Below are 16,887 nucleotides of genomic sequence, written 5' to 3' on the forward strand. Positions count from 1 at the left end.
GGTTTGGTCCTATCTATGACGATGACTTGGGATGGCGCAACCAGATAGGGCTGCTGCAAGGCGCTCCGCCGGGCAGGGCGATCCGCGCCGCGCCGTCAGCTTTCGCTGAGTGCGACCTTCATGTCCTTGACCTCATAGATCACCTCGCCATCGGCCTCGACGATGCCATCGGCCACACCCATGGTCAGGCGGCGGGTCTGCACGGCCTTGGTAAAGTCGATCTTGTAGGTCAGCATCTTGCGGTCGGGCCGCACCATGCCCTTGAGCTTGACCTCACCCACACCCAGCGCATAGCCGCGCCCGGTCCAGCCGCGCCAGCCCAGGTTGAACCCGGTCAGCTGCCACAGGCCATCGAGGCCGAGGCAACCGGGCATGATCGGGTTGCCCGGGAAATGGCAGTCAAAGAACCACAGGTCCGGCGTGATGTCGAACTCGGCCAGCACATGCCCCTTGCCATGCGCGCCACCATCGCCCGAGATGTCGGTGATCCGGTCCATCATCAGCATCGGCGGTTCCGGCAGCTGGGCATTGCCCGGCCCGAACAGCTCGCCGCGGGCGCATTTCAGCAGGTCATCTTTGTCAAAGCTCGTGGGGTAATTCGCCATACTGGCCTCTTGTCATCGCGCACTTGCCCCGCTGATTGGGGTCTGGCCCGTCTAACACCGCGCGGCCCGCGTGTGCAAGTGCAGGCCTGTCTGCCCAGCCGCGCAGGGCTTGCGCACGCGTGCAACCGGCTGCACTGTGGCGCCATGGAACATATTGTCGACCTTGACCGCTATCCCCTGCACCGTCCGGACACGGACGCCTGGCGCGACCTCGTCGCCACGGCCAAGGCCGGGCTGGCCCGCGACGGGCTTTTCAACTTCGAAGGGTTCATGCGCCCCCAGGCGCTGGCCACCACGCTGGCGCACGTACACCCGCGTATGGAGGTCGAGTCCTTTCATCACTGCCGCTGGCACAACATCTACTTCAGGGACCATGTCGATGGCCTGTCCGCCGATGACCCGGCGCTGACCAAGGTTGAGACGGCCAATCACACGCTCTGCCATGACCAGATGCGCGGCACCCCGCTGGACGAGATCTATCAGTGGCCCGCATTTGCCACCTTTCTTGCCGCGGTGATGGACAAGCCCCGCCTGCACGTGATGGACGACCCGCTGGCCGGGCTGAACGTGCTGGAATATCGCGCGGGCGAGGCGCTGAACTGGCACTTTGACAGGTCGATCTTTACCACCACGCTGCTGTTGCAGGAACCGTCCGAAGGCGGCGTGTTCGAATACGCCCAGAACCTGCGGTCCGAGGACGACCCCAACCACGCGGGCATCGCGGACCTGCTCGGCGGGCGGATCACGCCCACGCGCCTGCCGCAGACGGCCGGAACGCTCAACGTGTTTCTGGGGGTGAACACGGCGCACCGCGTGTCCACGGTGCAGGGCGCGCAATCGCGCATCGTCGCGGTCCTGTCGCATTACGACACACCGGGCCGCAGCTTCTCCGACAGCGAGCGCATGGGCTTTTTCGGGCGTGTGTCATAATGCGCAAATCGCCTTTTGCGATTGAATTGCAGAGTTTTGACCCTTTATATGGACAAAGGCACCCGAGGATACGATGACCCAGGATCAGCATCAGGTAGGCAGCACATGGCTCGCAGGCGCAGGTCTGCGCCCGACACGTCAGCGCGTGACGCTGGCCGCATTGCTGATCGGCGATGGCCAACACCGCCACGTTACCGCAGAAAGCCTGTTCGAAGCCGCCAAGGATCAGGGCGAGGCCGTGTCGCTGGCGACCGTCTACAACACGCTGCGGGCGTTCTGCGATGCGGGGCTGATGCAAGAGGTGACGGTTGACGGCTCCAAGAGCTATTTCGACACAAACACCCACGATCACCCGCATTTCTTCTGGGAAGATGACGCGCGGCTGACCGATGCGCCGTCGGACCAACTGGTGATCGCGCAGATCCCCGATGCACCCGAAGGGGCGGAAATCGCCTCTGTCGATGTGGTTATCCGGCTGCGTCGCAAGGGCTGATCCGCGCAGGTTTGTGGCTGCGCTTTACCAAGACCTAAGACTTTTTCTGTACCCGTCACGGACCCCGGATTTTTTCAGGTGCATTTGACGTGTTTGATTCTGCTCAGTCTTCCCCGGCACCCGAGGCCGCGCCGCTGACCCGGCAGTTGCAGCTGGAATGCCGCGCCCTCGCGGCTGTTCCGCACGAATTCCGCGCCGTGGGCACGTGGCTCAACTACGACTGTGCACTCTATTCCCAGATGGACGCGCCCGAGGATCGCGAACGGCTGGCCGCGGATATGGCGCGCGCACGCGAGGCGCTGGACGGGGTGATGCCCTATTTCGATCTCGACGCCGACATCCCGGACGTGCAGCCCGAAGCACTGGCATGGTTCCGGTCCTGCCTGCAACGCGCACCACAGCGCTCGGACCCGTTCCGTGTCACCGCGCGGATGCTGTTCCGCCTGCAACATGTGGTCGTGCACGAACCCGACGCCGCCGAGGCCACGCACCGCGAAACATCTGTCTACATCATCAACGAACTGGCGCCGGAAATTGCCGGGCTGCTCGACATTCTCGACGGCGAAATCGCGCAACAGGAAACCGACCGCGTGCGCTGGGCCGAACAGCTCAGCAAAGAGGCGGACACCGCAGTGGCCCAGATCCAGTCGATCAGCAAGATGGTGCGCCTGATCTCGCTCAACGCCTCGGTCGAGGCCGCGCGCGCCGGGGATGCGGGCCGCGCATTCGGCGTGATCGCAACAGAGGTCAAGGCGATGTCTGAGGCGATCCAGCGCTCGGCAACAACCGTGACCGGCACGGTGCGCGACCTGACAGAGCGGCTCTAGCGCGCGGCGCTCAGAACCACTGCCCCGGCTCCATCAACCCCAGATCCAGCAACTGCCGCGAATGCCATTCGAACGGGGCAGAGTTGTGCCATTTGAACGTCTCGATATCGAACGTGCTGCCCGGGTTCAGCTTGAGCGCCTTGGCCGTGCGGAACGAACAGATCGCCGCCGTCAGATTGTGGTGCCATTGGCAGGCATAGGTGTTGTATTCCTCGTCGCTGAACGTGTGGTCGGCGCGCAATTTAAGGCCCGGCTTGGTCTTGAACAGCGCGATCCGGTCGATCTTGCGCCGGACGGTCGGCACATGTTCCTCGTAGCGCCAGCGCAGCCCGCCAAAGAAATCCAGCTGACGTTCCTTGGCATGGCCATCGGCGTCCTGCCGCGCCAGCGCATAATATCCCGACCGGTCCAGATGCGCCCGGTCCAGCGCCACCGCATTGGGATGCGCCCACAGGTCGTCGGAATAGAGGTCCACCACATAGGTCAGCATCGCGTCGCGCCGTTCCTCGGTATGAAAGGCCAGCATCTCGCCCACCGTGCGCGTCTCGCAAAACGGGTGGAACAGGTATTCCGCGTTATAGCAATAGTACATCCACGTGCCCGCAGGCAGTGCGGCGATCAACGGGTTGATCGCGTCCTGGGTCGCGGTGTCGCTGGCCATCATGTAATCGACGCGGATCACAGTATCATGCAGATCGGCAGGCAGCTCGAACTCTGCCGGCATCATCGCGATGACATGTTTGAACCCCGCCTGCATGTGATGGCGCAGGGTCGTGGCGACCTCCACATCGTCCTCCACCAGCACAACCGCGACCGGCCCTTTCTTGGGCAGGGCGTTGGCGTCTTTGATAAGACGGGTCAGGCTGTCGAATTGCATGGGCACACCGCAACATACTCCGTAACCCTTTCATTGGGATAAACCGCGCTCCATTGCAAGATGCAGACGGGGCTGGTACAGCGCGCACCTGATTTCCCTTGCCCTTTGGATGCCCCCATGACGACGCCGAAAAAGCTCTTCATCAAGACCTACGGCTGCCAGATGAACGTCTATGACAGCGAACGCATGGCCGAAAGCCTGGGCGGACAGGGCTATGTCGAGACCAAGACACCCGATGACGCGGACATGATCCTGCTCAACACCTGCCACATCCGGGAAAAGGCGGCGGAAAAGATCTATTCCGAACTGGGCCGCTATAAAGGGCTCAAGGCTGCCAAACCCGATCTCAAGATCGGCGTTGCAGGCTGTGTGGCCCAGGCCGAAGGCCCCGAGATCATGCGCCGCCAGCCGATGGTCGATCTGGTCGTCGGCCCGCAAAGCTATCACCGCCTGCCCGAGATGGAGGCCAAGACCCGCAAGGGCGAAAAGGCCCTCGACACCGATTTCCCCGAAGAGGACAAATTCGAACGCCTCGCCTCCCGCCCCAAGGCCAGCCGCGGCCCGACCGCGTTCCTGACCGTGCAGGAAGGCTGCGACAAGTTCTGCGCCTTCTGCGTGGTGCCCTACACCCGCGGCGCCGAAGTCAGCCGCCCCGCCGCCCGCATCCTCGACGAGGCGCGCGATCTGGTCGAACGCGGCGTGCGCGAAATCACCCTGCTTGGCCAGAACGTCAACGCCTATCATGGGGCCGGGCCGGACGGGTCCGATTATACACTGGCCAAGCTGATCTGGGATCTGGACAAGGTGGACGGGCTGGAACGCATCCGCTTTACCACCAGCCACCCCAACGACATGACCGATGACCTGATCGAGGCGCACGGCACCTGTTCCAAGCTGATGCCCTACCTGCACCTGCCCGTGCAATCGGGCAGCGACCGCATCCTCAAACGGATGAACCGCAGCCACACCGCCGAAAGCTATCTGCGCCTGATTGAACGCATCCGCGCCGCACGCCCCGATATCCTGATGTCGGGCGACTTCATCGTGGGCTTCCCCGAGGAAACAGAGGCCGATTTCCAGGCCACGCTCGATCTGGTCGAGGCGGTGAACTACGGCTACGCCTACAGCTTCAAATACTCGACCCGCCCCGGCACGCCCGCCGCCGAACGGCCCCAGGTCGACCCGGCGGAGGCTGACGACCGCCTGCAACGGCTCCAGGCCCTGATCACGCGCCAGCAACGCGACATCCAGAACGGCATGGTCGGCCGCACCGTCAACGTGCTCTTTGAAAAACCGGGCCGCCTGCCGGGTCAGATGGGCGGCAAGAGCGACTACCTCCACGCCGTGCACGTCGACAATGCCCAAGCGGGCATCGGTGACATCGCCCCGGTGAGAATCGTCGCCGCCGGTGCCAATTCTCTGACCGGAGAATTGGCCTGAACCCCGCGTGCCGTGCCAAATTGAATGGCGAATTGCCCGTCATAGCTGGTAAGTGCGCTAAATATAGCCACAATATCTGGTAATTACGGGTTCACAGACGGTTAAAATTTCCCTACGGTTTCTTCCATAAGGGTAAAAGCCCGTCCACCTGGGACGTCTGCACGTGGGCTTTTGCGGGGGACTAACAATAAAAGGGACAGAGCTGTGGCGAATTTGTTTTCCCGAACAGTGAACAGACTTTTGACAACTGCGGCTGCCACCGCGGTGGCGCTGACATCGTTGATGGCGTCCGATGTATCCGCACAGGCCTTTGGCCAGACGCGGTCGCAACAGGGCCGCGACCAGGGCCAGTACATTCCGACCATCTGGGTGGACCCGGACGGCTGTGAACACTGGGTCATGGATGACGGTGCCGAGGGCTATATGACACCGCACACCAACCGCAAGGGGATCCCGGTCTGCCGCCGCGGCAACCTGTGCGGCGTGATGCAGTCGGATCAGTTCTTCAAGACCGACAGCTTCCGCATCCACCCGGCGGGCAAGCAGCGCCTGGCGCAGTTCTTCCAGAACTCGACCGCTCAGGCCTTCATCATCACGGGCCACACCGACAGCCGCGCCAGCGACGCCTATAACCTGCGTCTGTCGCTGAACCGTGCCAACGCTGTCGCGGCCATTGCGCAGCAATCGGGTGCAAACATCGCGGACGTGCGCGGCTATGGCGAACGCCTGCCCGCGGCATCGAACAACACCGCGCAAGGCATGGCCAAGAACCGCCGTGTCGAAATCATCTGCATTCAGTAAGGGGCACCTCTCATGACCAAGTTGAAATTTGTCCCGCTTCTGATCGCCGGTCTGGGTGTCGCCGCCTGTGGCGATGGCTATCCGCCGGACAAGACAGTCGACCGCGGCTTTGACCGCAAGGACCTCAGCCAGCTTCAGGCCGGCATCTGGGTCGATCCCAATGGCTGCGACCACTGGATCATCGACGACGGCGTCGAAGGCTACCTGTCGGCCCGCCTCGACAAATACGGCAAGCCCGTCTGCTCCGGCGTCGCACCACCCACACAGACCGTGGGCGACTTCAAAGGCGGCTCGACCGTACGTGACCCGAACTGACCCGGTGCACCGCGCATTTCAAAGGCCGGAGCGTTCCCGACGCTCCGGCCTTTTTTGTTTCAATTCGATGAAAATGGCCCGTCCCCCGTTGCACCCCCTCCGGGAACTTGCAACGCTTGCGCAACCCAAAGACACACGGAGCAGGATTTGACCCTAGACCAACCGCCCAAAGAAGTGGTTCTGGAATTCCCCGACAACCGGCTGCTGATCGATCTCTGCGGCCCCTATGACAGCCACCTGACCGCGATCGAGGCCGCGCTCGAGGTCCAGATCATCCGCCGCGGCAACGTGCTGGCGATCCTCGGCGAGGACGACGCCCAGAAACGCGCCAGCGACGTGCTCAACGCGCTCTACCTGCGGCTCGAGACGGGCAAGGAGGTCGAACCCGCCGATGTCGACCGCGAGTTGCGCATGGGCGGCTCCGAAGAAGACACCGGCACCCAGGCCGGGGATCAGCTCGAAATGCCCGTGGGCAACCGGATCGAGATCAAGACCCGCAAGAAACTGGTCGAGCCCCGGACGGATGCGCAGAAGGCCTATGTGCAGTCGCTCTTTGACAACGAAATGGCCTTCGGCATCGGCCCCGCAGGCACGGGCAAGACCTACCTTGCCGTCGCCGTCGGCGTGTCCATGTTCATTTCCGGCCATGTCGACCGTATCATCCTCTGCCGCCCCGCGGTCGAGGCGGGCGAACGGCTTGGCTTCCTGCCCGGCACCCAGGAGGAAAAGGTCGACCCCTACATGCAGCCGCTCTATGACGCGCTCAACGACTTCCTGCCGGGCAAGCAACTGGCCAAGCTGAAAGAGGAAAAGACCATCGAAATCGCGCCGCTTGCCTTCATGCGCGGCCGCACGCTCAGCCGCGCCTTCGTGGTGCTCGACGAGGCACAGAACGCCACCACCATGCAGATGAAGATGTTCCTGACCCGCCTCGGCGAAGGCTCTCGCATGGTCATCACCGGCGACCGCACCCAGATCGACCTGCCGCGCGGCGTGCCCTCGGGGCTGGCCGATGCCGAACGTCTGCTCAAATCCGTGCCCAAGATCAGCTTCAACTACTTCACCTCCAGGGATGTCGTCCGCCACCCCCTTGTGGCCGCCATCATCGAAGCCTACGAGGCCGACACAACACCGTCCTGATCCTTCATTGTTCCAGAAATATGCCGGGGGTCCGGGGGCAGGCCCCCGGTTCAGACAGATACCACACGATATCGACATCCTGATCGAAGACCCCCGCTGGCAAGCTCTTGATGTCACTGCGCGTGCGGCCATCGACGCCACGCTCGCCGCCTGCGGGATAGATCATGCCGAACTGTCCCTGCTGGCCTGCGACGACGCCCGCATCGCGGCGCTCAATGCCGATTTCCGCGACAAACCCACGCCCACCAACGTGCTCAGCTGGCCCGAAGAGGACCTGAGCCCCGACGCGGACGGCGCGTCCCCCCGCGCGCCCACCCCGGATCCGGGCGGCGCGCTGGCGCTGGGTGACATCGCCATCGCCTATGACACCTGCGCGGCCGAGGCCGCCGCACAGGGCAAATCCATGTCGGACCATGTGACGCATCTGATTGTGCATGGAACTTTACATTTGCTGGGCTATGACCACATCCGTGACCGCGACGCCACGCGCATGGAGGCGCTCGAGGTCAAAATACTTGGCAAACTGGGCATCGCTGACCCATATTAGCCCCATCGACGATCGATCCCGCAGGAACTGGACAGGAGCAAATGGGCGAAAACGACGGATCGTCTGGCGCAGCGCACCGCGCGCAGTCAGACAATGACACGACCGAACCGACAACTGGCAACGGATTCTTCTCGCGCGTGATTGGCGCGCTCAGCCCGTCCGAGGCACCCGAATCCCCCCCCGACAGCCCCAGCCCGCGTCCCCAAAGCCACGGCATGATCAACCTGCGCCGCATGCGGGTCGAGGATGTCGCCGTGCCCAAGGCCGACATCACCGCCGTGCCCGACACGGTGACGCTCGATGAACTGGTCGCCGTCTTCAAGGACAGCGGCCTGACCCGGCTGCCCGTCTTCGAAGGCACGCTCGACACCCCCATCGGCTTTGCCCACCTCAAGGACATCGCGCTGCACCACGGCTTCAACGGGGGCGGCGCCGCCTTTGACGTGCACGCGCAATTGCGCCCGCTGCTCTTTGTGCCGCCGTCGATGACCATCGGCGTGCTCCTGACCAAGATGCAGACAGAACGCCGCCACATGGCCCTCGTGATCGACGAATATGGCGGCGTCGACGGCCTAGTGACCATCGAGGACCTGATCGAACAGGTCGTGGGCGAGATCGAGGACGAACATGACGTGGACGAAGGCGTGCTCTTCACGCTTGAGAAAACCGGCTGCTATCTGGCGCTGGCCAAGACCCCGCTCGAGGAATTCGAGGCCGAAACCGGGCTGTCCCTCACCACCCACGCCGACGTGGACGAAGAGGAAATCGACACGCTGGGCGGTCTGGTCGTGATGCTTGCCGGCAAGGTGCCCGCGCGGGGCGAGGTCGTGCCGCATCCCGACGGCCCGGAATTCGAGGTGATCGACGCCGATCCGCGCCGCATCAAGCGGGTGCGCGTGCGCCTGCACGGGCGGGACGCCGCGGAATGACCCAAACCGCCGCGCCAGCAGCGGCGCTGCCGGCCTGGGGCGTGGCGATCCTTGCGGCCCTCGCCGGGGCCTGCGGCGCGCTGGGCCACCCACCCTATGATCTGCCCGTGGCCATCGTGGTGCCGATGATCGCGGGCTTTGTCTTTCTCCACATGGCCCGCACGCCGCGCGGCGCGCTGGCCTTCGGCTGGGCACTGGGCTTTGGCTATTTCGGCCTGACCCTGTCGTGGATCACCGAACCGTTTCAGGTGGATGCGGCGGAAACCGGGTGGATGGCCCCCTTTGCCGTGGTTCTGCTGGCGCTGTTGTTGGGTGCATTCTGGGCTGCGGCTATGTCCTTTGCCCGCTGGGCCGGGGGACGGCCCTGGATGCTGGCCGTCGCATGGGCTGGTGCCGAGTTGCTGCGCGCCTACGTCTTCACCGGCTTTCCCTGGGCGATGCTGCCACAGGCGTTGGTGGATCTGCGACTGGGGCAGGGGCTTGCGTGGCTGGGTCCACATGGGTTGACGCTTGGTCTGCTGGGGGCAATCGCCTTGGGGTTCACCTATCCAAATGCGCAATTTCCCGGCGCGGTGCGGCTTCGCATGTTGATGGGCGGGGTTGTCGCCGTGGCGGCACTGTTCCTGATACGACCCATCGGCGTGGAGACACCCTCGCTCACCGACCACACCGTCCGCCTGATCCAGCCCAACGCACCGCAGCACGAAAAATGGGATCCCGAAAAGATCCCCGTTTTCGTCAACCGCCAGATCGACTTTACAGGGGCAGGGGACACGGTGCCCGACCTGATCGTCTGGCCCGAAACCGCGCTGCCCTATTTGCAGGAATACGCCCAGCCCGCCTTTGACGCGATTGCGCAGGCAGCACGCGGCGCGCCCGTGGCGCTGGGGATCCAGCGCTCGGACGACCGCGGCTACTATAACGGCATGGTCGTTCTGGATGCCGCGGGACAGGTGATCCAAAGCTATGACAAGCACCACCTCGTGCCCTTTGGCGAATACATGCCGCTGCCGGGCCTTTTCCGCAGCCTCGGCATCCGCGCGCTGGCCGACCGGGCCGACAGCGGCTATCAAAGCGGGCCGGGGCCGCGTGTGCTGGACCTCGGTGCGCTGGGCACCGCGCTGCCGCTGATCTGCTACGAGGCCGTGTTCGCCCATGACGTGGGCGGTGCGGCCACGCGGCCCGATTTCCTGATGCAGCTGACCAATGACGCGTGGTTCGGCATGCGGTCCGGCCCGCAACAGCACCTGGCCCAGGCCCGGATGCGCGCCATCGAACAGGGTCTGCCGCTGATCCGCGCGGCCAATACCGGTATCTCCGCCGTGATCGACCCAAAGGGGCGCATCACCGCCTCGCTTGCGCTGAACACCGCCGGATATCTCGATGCGGGCCTGCCTGCGGCGGCCGCGCCCACGCTCTATGCGCGCACCGGGGATCTGCCCTGGGTGTTTGTGGTGCTGGCCGGGCTGATTGCGGCGGTGTTGCATCGGGCCCGGACGCGCCGTACGCGAACCATTGACGCGGGCACACACGACGCGTAAGTGCGTCCAGACCTGTTACAACGGCTTCCTGACGTGACGGGGTTCATTTCAATGGAGCGCTCATGTCCCGCAACAATTACACCTTTACCTCGGAATCCGTCTCCGAGGGTCACCCTGACAAGGTCTGCGACCGCATTTCAGACGCCGTCCTCGACGCTTTCCTCGCCGAAGAACCCGAAGCCCGCGTCGCCTGCGAAACCTTTGCCACCACCAACCGCGTCGTCATCGGCGGTGAGGTCGGTCTGAGCGATCAGGACAAGCTGCACGACTACATGGGCCGCATCGACGAGATCGCCCGCGCCTGCATCAAGGATATCGGTTACGAACAGGACAAGTTCCACTGGAACACCTGCGAGATCACCAACCTGCTGCACGAACAGTCCGCCCACATCGCCCAAGGGGTCGATGCCGCGGCGGACAAGGACGAGGGCGCAGGCGATCAGGGCATCATGTTCGGCTATGCCACCAACGAAACCCCCGCACTCATGCCCGCGCCGATCCAGTACGCCCACGCGATCCTCCGCCGCCTGGCCGAGGTCCGCAAGGACGGCACCGAACCCGCCCTTGGCCCCGACGCCAAATCGCAGCTCTCGGTGATCTACCGCGACGGCAAACCCGTCGGCGTCAGCAGCCTCGTGCTGTCGACCCAGCACCTCGACGAAAGCCTGACCAGCGAAGACATCCGCGCCATGGTCGCCCCCTACATCACCGAAGTATTGCCCGATGGCTGGCTGACCGATGAAACCGAATGGCACGTGAACCCAACCGGCAAGTTCGTGATCGGCGGCCCTGACGGGGATGCGGGCCTCACGGGGCGCAAAATCATCGTGGACACCTATGGCGGCGCGGCCCCCCACGGCGGCGGCGCGTTCTCGGGCAAGGACCCGACCAAGGTGGACCGTTCGGCCGCCTATGCCGCGCGCTATCTGGCCAAGAACGTCGTGGCGGCGGGTCTCGCGGACAAATGCACGATCCAGCTCAGCTATGCCATCGGCGTGTCCAAACCGCTGTCGATCTACTGCGACACCTTCGGCACCGGTCAGGTCGCCGACGCGGCCATCGAGACCGCCGTGGCCCGCGCCATGGACCTCACGCCGCGCGGTATCCGCGAACACCTGCAACTGAACAAACCCGTGTACCAGCGCACCGCGGCCTACGGCCACTTTGGCCGCGCGCCCGATGCCGATGGCGGGTTCTCATGGGAACGCACGGATCTGGCCGACGCGCTGAAATCCGGCCTGTAACGACGCGGCCGCGCCCCGGCGCGGCCCGCCCGATCACCAAACGGTGCTTGGAAATTGAGCGCGGGCTGGCCTAGCCTTTCATCCATCTGATGAAAGGTTTGCCCATGTCCCGCCTCACGACCCTCCTGACCCCGCTTCTGGCGCTGTGCCTCACGGCCACCCTGACCCTCGCACAGGACGCTGAAACGCCCGCCGAGGCCGAGCCGCCGATGACCATGTTGCGCATGGCTCAGATCATCCGCGCGATTGACCCCGATGCGCGCCCGGCGGGCAACATGATCCAGTTCACCATCGACGATATCCCGCTCGTCGTTGTGGCCGATCCTGGCGCGGACCGGATGCGCGCCATGGTGCCGATCCGCTCGGCGGACGGGCTCAGCAGCGCGGAACTCATGCGCCTGATGCAGGCCAATTTCGACACCGCCCTCGATGCGCGCTATGCCGTGGCGCAGGGGCGGCTCTGGGGCGTGTTCATCCACCCGCTCAGCCCGCTGCAAAAGGACCAGCTTCTGTCGGCCTTCATCCAGACGATCAACGTCGCGCGCACCTATGGGCAAACCTATTCCGGTGGTGCCGTCACCTTTGGCGGGGGTGACAGCAACGGGATCTACGAGGACCTGCTCAAGGAATTGCAGGAACGCGGCGAAGAGATCTGAGGGCCCCGCACCTCACGCGGGCGGCTGCGCCCGAAACAGCGCGCAGCCGCGCCATGCGTCACCCCTCCAGCACGTCCATAACGGCGGCGTGCAACGTGTCGACGATCAGATCGATCTCGGCAGACGAGGATGTATAGGACGGGGCCAACAGCACGTGATCGCCAAGGGTGCCATCGGCACAACCCTGGCTCGGATAGGTCATCATGCCGCGCGCCATCGCCGCCGCACCGATCTTCTGGGCGATACCGTCTGCCACCGGGAACGGTGCCTTGCTGGCCCGGTCCGCGACCACCTCGATGGTCCAGAACAGGCCGCGTCCGCGAATGTCGCCCACATGGGCGTGCTGACCAAAGGTGGCACGCAGCCCGTCTTCCAGTTGCTTGCCCCGTGCCTTCACATTCTCCAGCAGGTTCTCGTCGCGGATCACGTGCTGCACGGCCAGCGCGCCGGCGGTGGCAATGGCGTGGCTCATATAGGTGTGCCCGTTCCACAACCGCCCGCTGCCCTCCTGCACGGCCTGCACCACCCGTTCCGAGGCGATCACGGCGGCGATGGGCTGATATCCTGCGCCCAGCCCCTTGGCCGTCGTGGTGATGTCGGCGGCAATCCCCTCCTGTTCCAGCGCAAATGTGGTGCCGGTCCGGCCCATGCCGCACATCACCTCATCCGCGATATAAAGAACCCCGTAGGTATCGCAGATCTCGCGAATGCGCTTGAAATACCCCGCCGGGGCCGGCTGCGTGCCCAGCGACGCGCCCACGACAGGCTCGGCGACAAAGGCCATGACCGTCTCGGGCCCAAGGCGCAGGATCTCCGCCTCCAGCAAGTCGGCCATGCGCCGCGCAAACGCCGCCTCGTCCTCGCCATCCTTCTGCATCCGGTAGGCATAGGCCGCATCAATGTGGCTGACATCCATCAGCAGTGGTGCAAACGGCGCGCGGCGGCCTGCGTGACCGCCCGTCGCCAGCGCGCCAAGCGTATTGCCGTGATAGCTGGGCTTGCGGGCAATGATGCGCGACCGCGTGGACATGCCACGCTCGACGAAATACTGCCGCGCGAGCTTCAGCGCGGCCTCCATCGCTTCGGACCCGCTGCCCAGAAACATCACGCGGCCCGCGCCGGTGCCGCTGGGCGCGGCAGCAATCAGACAATCCGCCAGATCCTCGGCGGGCTGGTTGGTGAACGCGCCGGTATGGGCAAAGGCCAGCCTGTCCACCTGCGCCTTGATCGCGTCACGCACCACGGGGTGGTCATGCCCCAGACAGGACACCGCCGCGCCGCCGCAGGCATCAAGGTACCGGTGGCCGTGATCGTCGATCAGGTAGTTACCCTCGGCCCCTGCAATAACGGGCAGGGTCGCTGTGAGGTCGCGGTAAAAAACATGGCTCATGGTGGTTCCGTTCCGGCCTTTGAATACGGGGTGATTCATCTACGCCACCAATGAACCATGATGGGCGCGTGTGCGACAACAACCGTGACAGGCCGGGCGGCGCGGGCCTTGCTGCGCGGCCCATTGCCGACAAGGGCATGGTGCGACCGGGGCGCCGCCCGCCGTCGGGCAGCAGCCTAGCGGAGGGCGGGTTAACATCCGCTACCGGACCGTGCGCAGGCCCAACCCCTTGAGATCGCGCCACAGTCCGGCACTGTTTGAGATCGCGTGAACCCACCGCACCGGCTGTCCCCGCGGGGACAGATGCGCGCGATGTCGCCGCACCCTTGCCCTTTGCGCCAACACCCGCTATATGCCCGCACGTCGCCAAGGTGTAAACGCCACAAGACATCGAGATGAGCAGGGTCGGTTTCTTCCGGCCCTCTTTGTTTTGGTTTGCGCCTGACCAACGAAACCCATCAAGACCGGCGGAGACAACCGCACGGCCCGAAAAACCGAACATAGTTAGGAAACGCACGCCACATGGCTGATAAATTGATGGAGGAATTCGAAGCCCTCCTGCAAGAAAGCTTCGAAATGGACACACCCGAAGAAGGGTCCGTTGTCAAAGGCAAGGTTCTGGCAATCGAAGCCGGACAAGCCATCATCGACGTAGGCTACAAGATGGAAGGCCGCGTCGAGCTCAAAGAGTTCGCAGAACCCGGTGAAGCCCCCAAAGTCGAAGTCGGCGACGAAGTCGAAGTCTTCCTGCGCTCCGCCGAGAACGCCCGTGGCGAAGCCGTCATCTCCCGCGAGATGGCCCGCCGCGAAGAAGCATGGGATCGTCTGGAAACCGCCTACGCTGGCGAAGCGCGCGTCGAAGGCGCGATCTTTGGCCGTGTCAAAGGTGGCTTTACCGTTGATCTGGGCGGCGCTGTTGCGTTCCTGCCCGGCTCTCAGGTTGACGTCCGCCCCGTGCGCGACGCGGGCCCGCTGATGGGTCTGAAACAGCCGTTCCAGATTCTGAAAATGGACCGTCGCCGGGGCAACATCGTTGTGTCGCGTCGCGCAATCCTCGAAGAATCCCGCGCCGAACAGCGCGCCGAGGTTATCGGCAACCTGACCGAAGGTCAGACAGTCGACGGCGTGGTCAAGAACATCACCGAATACGGTGCGTTTGTTGACCTGGGCGGCGTCGACGGCCTGCTGCACGTCACCGACATGGCATGGCGCCGCGTGAACCACCCGTCCGAGATCCTCACCATCGGTGAGACGATCAAGGTGCAGGTGATCAAGATCAACAAAGAGACGCACCGCATCTCGCTGGGTATGAAACAGCTGCAAGAAGATCCATGGGATCTGGTGGCCGCGAAATACCCGCTGGAATCCACACACACAGGCCGCGTGACCAACATCACGGACTACGGTGCTTTTGTTGAGCTGGAGCCCGGTGTCGAAGGTCTGGTCCACGTCTCCGAAATGTCCTGGACCAAGAAGAACGTGCATCCCGGCAAGATCGTTTCGACCAGCCAGGAAGTCGAAGTCATGGTTCTGGAAATCGACGGTGCCAAGCGCCGCGTGTCTCTCGGCCTGAAACAGACCATGCGCAACCCGTGGGAAGTGTTTGCAGAAACACACCCCGAGGGCACGGAAGTCGAAGGCGAAGTCAAGAACATCACCGAGTTCGGTCTGTTCGTTGGCCTCGACGGCGACATCGACGGCATGGTGCACCTCTCCGACCTCAGCTGGGACCAGCGCGGCGAGGAAGCCATCCAGGATTACCGCAAGGGCGACATGGTCCACGCGGTTGTGTCCGAAGTGGACGTCGAGAAAGAGCGTATCTCGCTCTCGATCAAGGCGGTTGGCGGCGACAAGTTTGCCGAAGCCGTGGGCGGCGTGAAGCGCGGCTCGATCGTGACCGTCGAAGTGACAGCCATCGAAGATGGCGGCGTCGAAGTGGAATACGAAGGCATGAAGTCCTTCATCCGCCGCTCCGACCTGAGCCGCGACCGTGCCGAACAGCGCCCCGAGCGTTTCTCGGTCGGTGACAAGGTTGATGTCCGCATCACCAACATCGACAGCAAGACACGTCGTCTGGGCGTCTCGATCAAGGCGCGCGAAATCGCCGAAGAGAAAGAGGCCGTGGAACAGTACGGTTCGTCCGACAGCGGTGCATCGCTGGGCGATATCCTCGGTGCGGCGCTGAAAGGCGACGAATAAGTCCGGGGGATCAAACCCACGACACGACATTGCGAAAGGGGGCCGAAAGGCCCCCTTTTTTCGTCCGCACTGCCGTTCACGGTGGCCCCGAATCACGGGGACGTGAATGGGATGCCTCGACCTTGGGTTGTACTCGCTTGACTGGCAACCGCCGACAATTGGGGCAATTTTTCCGCGTGAGCCGCGTCCGCAACTCGTAAAAACCCGCTTAGACCAAAGGCTTCCTATTCACGAGTGGCATTTAAGTTCCTATAGTCACCGTCAGGATTGCCAAACGCGGCGACCACTTGCCTGCATCCATTCGGGGGGAAACATCATGATCCGGTCAGAGCTGATCCAAAAGATCGCCGACGAGAATCCGCATCTCTATCAACGCGATGTGGAGCGGATCGTGAACACCATCTTTGATGAGGTGACGGGGGCCATGGCGCGGGGCGACCGGGTGGAACTGCGCGGCTTTGGCGCGTTCTCGGTCAAGAAGCGTGACGCGCGTGTTGGCCGCAACCCGCGCACCGGTGAAACCGTCGATGTCGAGGAAAAGCACGTGCCGTTTTTCAAGACCGGCAAGCTGTTGCGTGATCGTCTGAACGGGAAAGCCTGATGCGTTATATCCGTTACGCCTGTATCGCCGTATTTGCGATTGCCCTGATTGCCGTGGCCCTTGCAAACCGTGGCATGGTCACGCTCAACCTGCTGCCGACCGAGGTGGCGGGCATGTTTGCCGTGGCCCCGTCGATCGAATTGCCGCTGTTTGTCGTGATCTTTGGCGGTATTGTCGCGGGCCTGCTGATCGGGTTCGTGTGGGAATGGCTGCGCGAACATGCGATCCGCGCCGAGAACGCGCGCAACGCCCGCGAGGTCCGGCGGCTGGAGCGCGAGGTCAAGCGCATGAAATCCGAAAAGCACGAAGGTCAGGACGAGGTTCTGGCGCTTTTGGACGAAGCCAGCTAAGC

At 63.7% G+C, this 16,887-nt stretch carries 18 protein-coding genes and 1 riboswitch; of the genes, 15 read left to right on the forward strand and 3 right to left on the reverse strand.

From position 1 onward, the window contains the following. Nucleotides 1–95: 95 nt before the first annotated feature. Complete coding sequence (gene fabA / locus Q0949_RS18535) at nucleotides 96–605, reverse strand: bifunctional 3-hydroxydecanoyl-ACP dehydratase/trans-2-decenoyl-ACP isomerase (protein ID WP_299375908.1); 510 nt, start codon at nucleotides 603–605, stop codon at nucleotides 96–98. Between the two features lie 144 nt (nucleotides 606–749). Between fabA and Q0949_RS18540 the strand changes: the two genes are divergently transcribed. The 3 genes from Q0949_RS18540 (at nucleotide 750) to Q0949_RS18550 (ending at nucleotide 2,855) form a co-directional block, all read left to right on the forward strand. Next, a complete protein-coding gene (locus Q0949_RS18540; protein ID WP_299375911.1) occupies nucleotides 750–1,535 on the forward strand; it encodes a 2OG-Fe(II) oxygenase in 786 nt (261 codons plus the stop codon). A 73-nt stretch (nucleotides 1,536–1,608) separates the two neighbouring features. After that, nucleotides 1,609–2,028 carry a Fur family transcriptional regulator Irr gene (gene irr / locus Q0949_RS18545; protein ID WP_299375914.1) on the forward strand — a complete coding sequence of 140 codons (420 nt, stop codon included), beginning with the start codon at nucleotides 1,609–1,611 and terminating at the stop codon, nucleotides 2,026–2,028. Between the two features lie 89 nt (nucleotides 2,029–2,117). Further along, nucleotides 2,118–2,855: a methyl-accepting chemotaxis protein gene (locus tag Q0949_RS18550; RefSeq protein ID WP_299375917.1), complete on the forward strand. Its 738-nt coding sequence runs from the start codon at nucleotides 2,118–2,120 to the stop codon at nucleotides 2,853–2,855. A gap of 10 nt (nucleotides 2,856–2,865) precedes the next feature. On the opposite strand, the gene Q0949_RS18555 is transcribed toward Q0949_RS18550, so the two are convergent. Further along, nucleotides 2,866–3,732 (reverse strand): hypothetical protein, encoded by an 867-nt coding sequence (locus Q0949_RS18555; RefSeq protein ID WP_299375919.1) that lies wholly within the window; start codon nucleotides 3,730–3,732, stop codon nucleotides 2,866–2,868. A 117-nt stretch (nucleotides 3,733–3,849) separates the two neighbouring features. Here Q0949_RS18555 and miaB point away from each other — a divergent pair, with 117 nt between their 5' ends. From miaB to Q0949_RS18600, 9 genes are all read left to right on the forward strand, one after another. Further along, entirely contained in the window at nucleotides 3,850–5,172 is a 1,323-nt protein-coding gene (gene miaB, locus Q0949_RS18560; RefSeq protein ID WP_299375922.1) for a tRNA (N6-isopentenyl adenosine(37)-C2)-methylthiotransferase MiaB, read from the forward strand. A gap of 282 nt (nucleotides 5,173–5,454) precedes the next feature. Next, entirely contained in the window at nucleotides 5,455–5,973 is a 519-nt protein-coding gene (locus Q0949_RS18565) for an OmpA family protein (RefSeq protein WP_299376047.1), read from the forward strand. Nucleotides 5,974–5,985: 12 nt separating this feature from the next. After that, nucleotides 5,986–6,288: a hypothetical protein gene (locus Q0949_RS18570; protein ID WP_299375924.1), complete on the forward strand. Its 303-nt coding sequence runs from the start codon at nucleotides 5,986–5,988 to the stop codon at nucleotides 6,286–6,288. Nucleotides 6,289–6,435: 147 nt separating this feature from the next. Next, the gene (locus Q0949_RS18575; protein WP_299375926.1) at nucleotides 6,436–7,428 is read left to right on the forward strand and encodes a PhoH family protein; all 993 of its coding nucleotides are present in this window, start codon (nucleotides 6,436–6,438) and stop codon (nucleotides 7,426–7,428) included. A 58-nt stretch (nucleotides 7,429–7,486) separates the two neighbouring features. Further along, nucleotides 7,487–7,975 carry an rRNA maturation RNase YbeY gene (gene ybeY / locus Q0949_RS18580; RefSeq protein ID WP_299376050.1) on the forward strand — a complete coding sequence of 163 codons (489 nt, stop codon included), beginning with the start codon at nucleotides 7,487–7,489 and terminating at the stop codon, nucleotides 7,973–7,975. Between the two features lie 41 nt (nucleotides 7,976–8,016). Then, nucleotides 8,017–8,904, forward strand: a complete 888-nt coding sequence (locus Q0949_RS18585; protein ID WP_299375928.1) for a hemolysin family protein — start codon at nucleotides 8,017–8,019, stop codon at nucleotides 8,902–8,904. After that, nucleotides 8,901–10,445 carry an apolipoprotein N-acyltransferase gene (gene lnt, locus Q0949_RS18590; RefSeq protein WP_299375930.1) on the forward strand — a complete coding sequence of 515 codons (1,545 nt, stop codon included), beginning with the start codon at nucleotides 8,901–8,903 and terminating at the stop codon, nucleotides 10,443–10,445. Before Q0949_RS18585 ends, lnt begins: the two co-directional genes overlap by 4 nt. 9 nt (nucleotides 10,446–10,454) lie before the next feature. Then, a riboswitch (SAM-SAH riboswitch) is annotated at nucleotides 10,455–10,504 on the forward strand. Between the two features lie 3 nt (nucleotides 10,505–10,507). Beyond that, a complete protein-coding gene (gene metK / locus Q0949_RS18595) occupies nucleotides 10,508–11,689 on the forward strand; it encodes a methionine adenosyltransferase (RefSeq protein ID WP_299375933.1) in 1,182 nt (393 codons plus the stop codon). Between the two features lie 104 nt (nucleotides 11,690–11,793). Next, a complete protein-coding gene (locus Q0949_RS18600; protein WP_299375936.1) occupies nucleotides 11,794–12,345 on the forward strand; it encodes a hypothetical protein in 552 nt (183 codons plus the stop codon). Between the two features lie 58 nt (nucleotides 12,346–12,403). Here Q0949_RS18600 and Q0949_RS18605 read toward each other — a convergent pair whose 3' ends face one another. Continuing rightward, nucleotides 12,404–13,735 carry an aspartate aminotransferase family protein gene (locus tag Q0949_RS18605; protein WP_299375939.1) on the reverse strand — a complete coding sequence of 444 codons (1,332 nt, stop codon included), beginning with the start codon at nucleotides 13,733–13,735 and terminating at the stop codon, nucleotides 12,404–12,406. 522 nt (nucleotides 13,736–14,257) lie between these two features. On the opposite strand from Q0949_RS18605, the gene rpsA reads away from it, so the two are divergent. The 3 genes from rpsA to Q0949_RS18620 all read left to right on the forward strand — a co-directional run bounded on the left by rpsA (nucleotide 14,258) and on the right by Q0949_RS18620 (nucleotide 16,885). Next, a complete protein-coding gene (gene rpsA / locus Q0949_RS18610) occupies nucleotides 14,258–15,934 on the forward strand; it encodes a 30S ribosomal protein S1 (protein WP_299375941.1) in 1,677 nt (558 codons plus the stop codon). Between the two features lie 316 nt (nucleotides 15,935–16,250). Further along, nucleotides 16,251–16,535, forward strand: coding sequence for an integration host factor subunit beta (ihfB, locus tag Q0949_RS18615; protein WP_299375944.1), 285 nt, complete (start codon nucleotides 16,251–16,253; stop codon nucleotides 16,533–16,535). Further along, nucleotides 16,535–16,885 (forward strand): LapA family protein, encoded by a 351-nt coding sequence (locus Q0949_RS18620; protein WP_299375947.1) that lies wholly within the window; start codon nucleotides 16,535–16,537, stop codon nucleotides 16,883–16,885. The genes ihfB and Q0949_RS18620 overlap by 1 nt, the downstream gene beginning before the upstream one ends. Nucleotides 16,886–16,887: the final 2 nt, after the last annotated feature.

Source organism: uncultured Tateyamaria sp. (genome assembly GCF_947487805.1).
Classification (GTDB): domain Bacteria; phylum Pseudomonadota; class Alphaproteobacteria; order Rhodobacterales; family Rhodobacteraceae; genus Tateyamaria.

Excerpts from the sequence above, each read along its gene's own strand:
- fabA (WP_299375908.1), bottom strand. The coding sequence starts at position 605 with ATGGCGAATTACCCCACGAGCTTTGACAAAGATGACCTGCTGAAATGC.
- Q0949_RS18540 (WP_299375911.1), top strand. The coding sequence starts at position 750 with ATGGAACATATTGTCGACCTTGACCGCTATCCCCTGCACCGTCCGGAC.
- irr (WP_299375914.1), top strand. The coding sequence starts at position 1,609 with ATGACCCAGGATCAGCATCAGGTAGGCAGCACATGGCTCGCAGGCGCA.
- Q0949_RS18555 (WP_299375919.1), bottom strand. The coding sequence starts at position 3,732 with ATGCAATTCGACAGCCTGACCCGTCTTATCAAAGACGCCAACGCCCTG.
- miaB (WP_299375922.1), top strand. The coding sequence starts at position 3,850 with ATGACGACGCCGAAAAAGCTCTTCATCAAGACCTACGGCTGCCAGATG.
- Q0949_RS18565 (WP_299376047.1), top strand. The coding sequence starts at position 5,455 with ATGGCGTCCGATGTATCCGCACAGGCCTTTGGCCAGACGCGGTCGCAA.
- Q0949_RS18570 (WP_299375924.1), top strand. The coding sequence starts at position 5,986 with ATGACCAAGTTGAAATTTGTCCCGCTTCTGATCGCCGGTCTGGGTGTC.
- Q0949_RS18585 (WP_299375928.1), top strand. The coding sequence starts at position 8,017 with ATGGGCGAAAACGACGGATCGTCTGGCGCAGCGCACCGCGCGCAGTCA.
- lnt (WP_299375930.1), top strand. The coding sequence starts at position 8,901 with ATGACCCAAACCGCCGCGCCAGCAGCGGCGCTGCCGGCCTGGGGCGTG.
- metK (WP_299375933.1), top strand. The coding sequence starts at position 10,508 with ATGTCCCGCAACAATTACACCTTTACCTCGGAATCCGTCTCCGAGGGT.
- Q0949_RS18600 (WP_299375936.1), top strand. The coding sequence starts at position 11,794 with ATGTCCCGCCTCACGACCCTCCTGACCCCGCTTCTGGCGCTGTGCCTC.
- Q0949_RS18605 (WP_299375939.1), bottom strand. The coding sequence starts at position 13,735 with ATGAGCCATGTTTTTTACCGCGACCTCACAGCGACCCTGCCCGTTATT.
- rpsA (WP_299375941.1), top strand. The coding sequence starts at position 14,258 with ATGGCTGATAAATTGATGGAGGAATTCGAAGCCCTCCTGCAAGAAAGC.
- ihfB (WP_299375944.1), top strand. The coding sequence starts at position 16,251 with ATGATCCGGTCAGAGCTGATCCAAAAGATCGCCGACGAGAATCCGCAT.
- Q0949_RS18620 (WP_299375947.1), top strand. The coding sequence starts at position 16,535 with ATGCGTTATATCCGTTACGCCTGTATCGCCGTATTTGCGATTGCCCTG.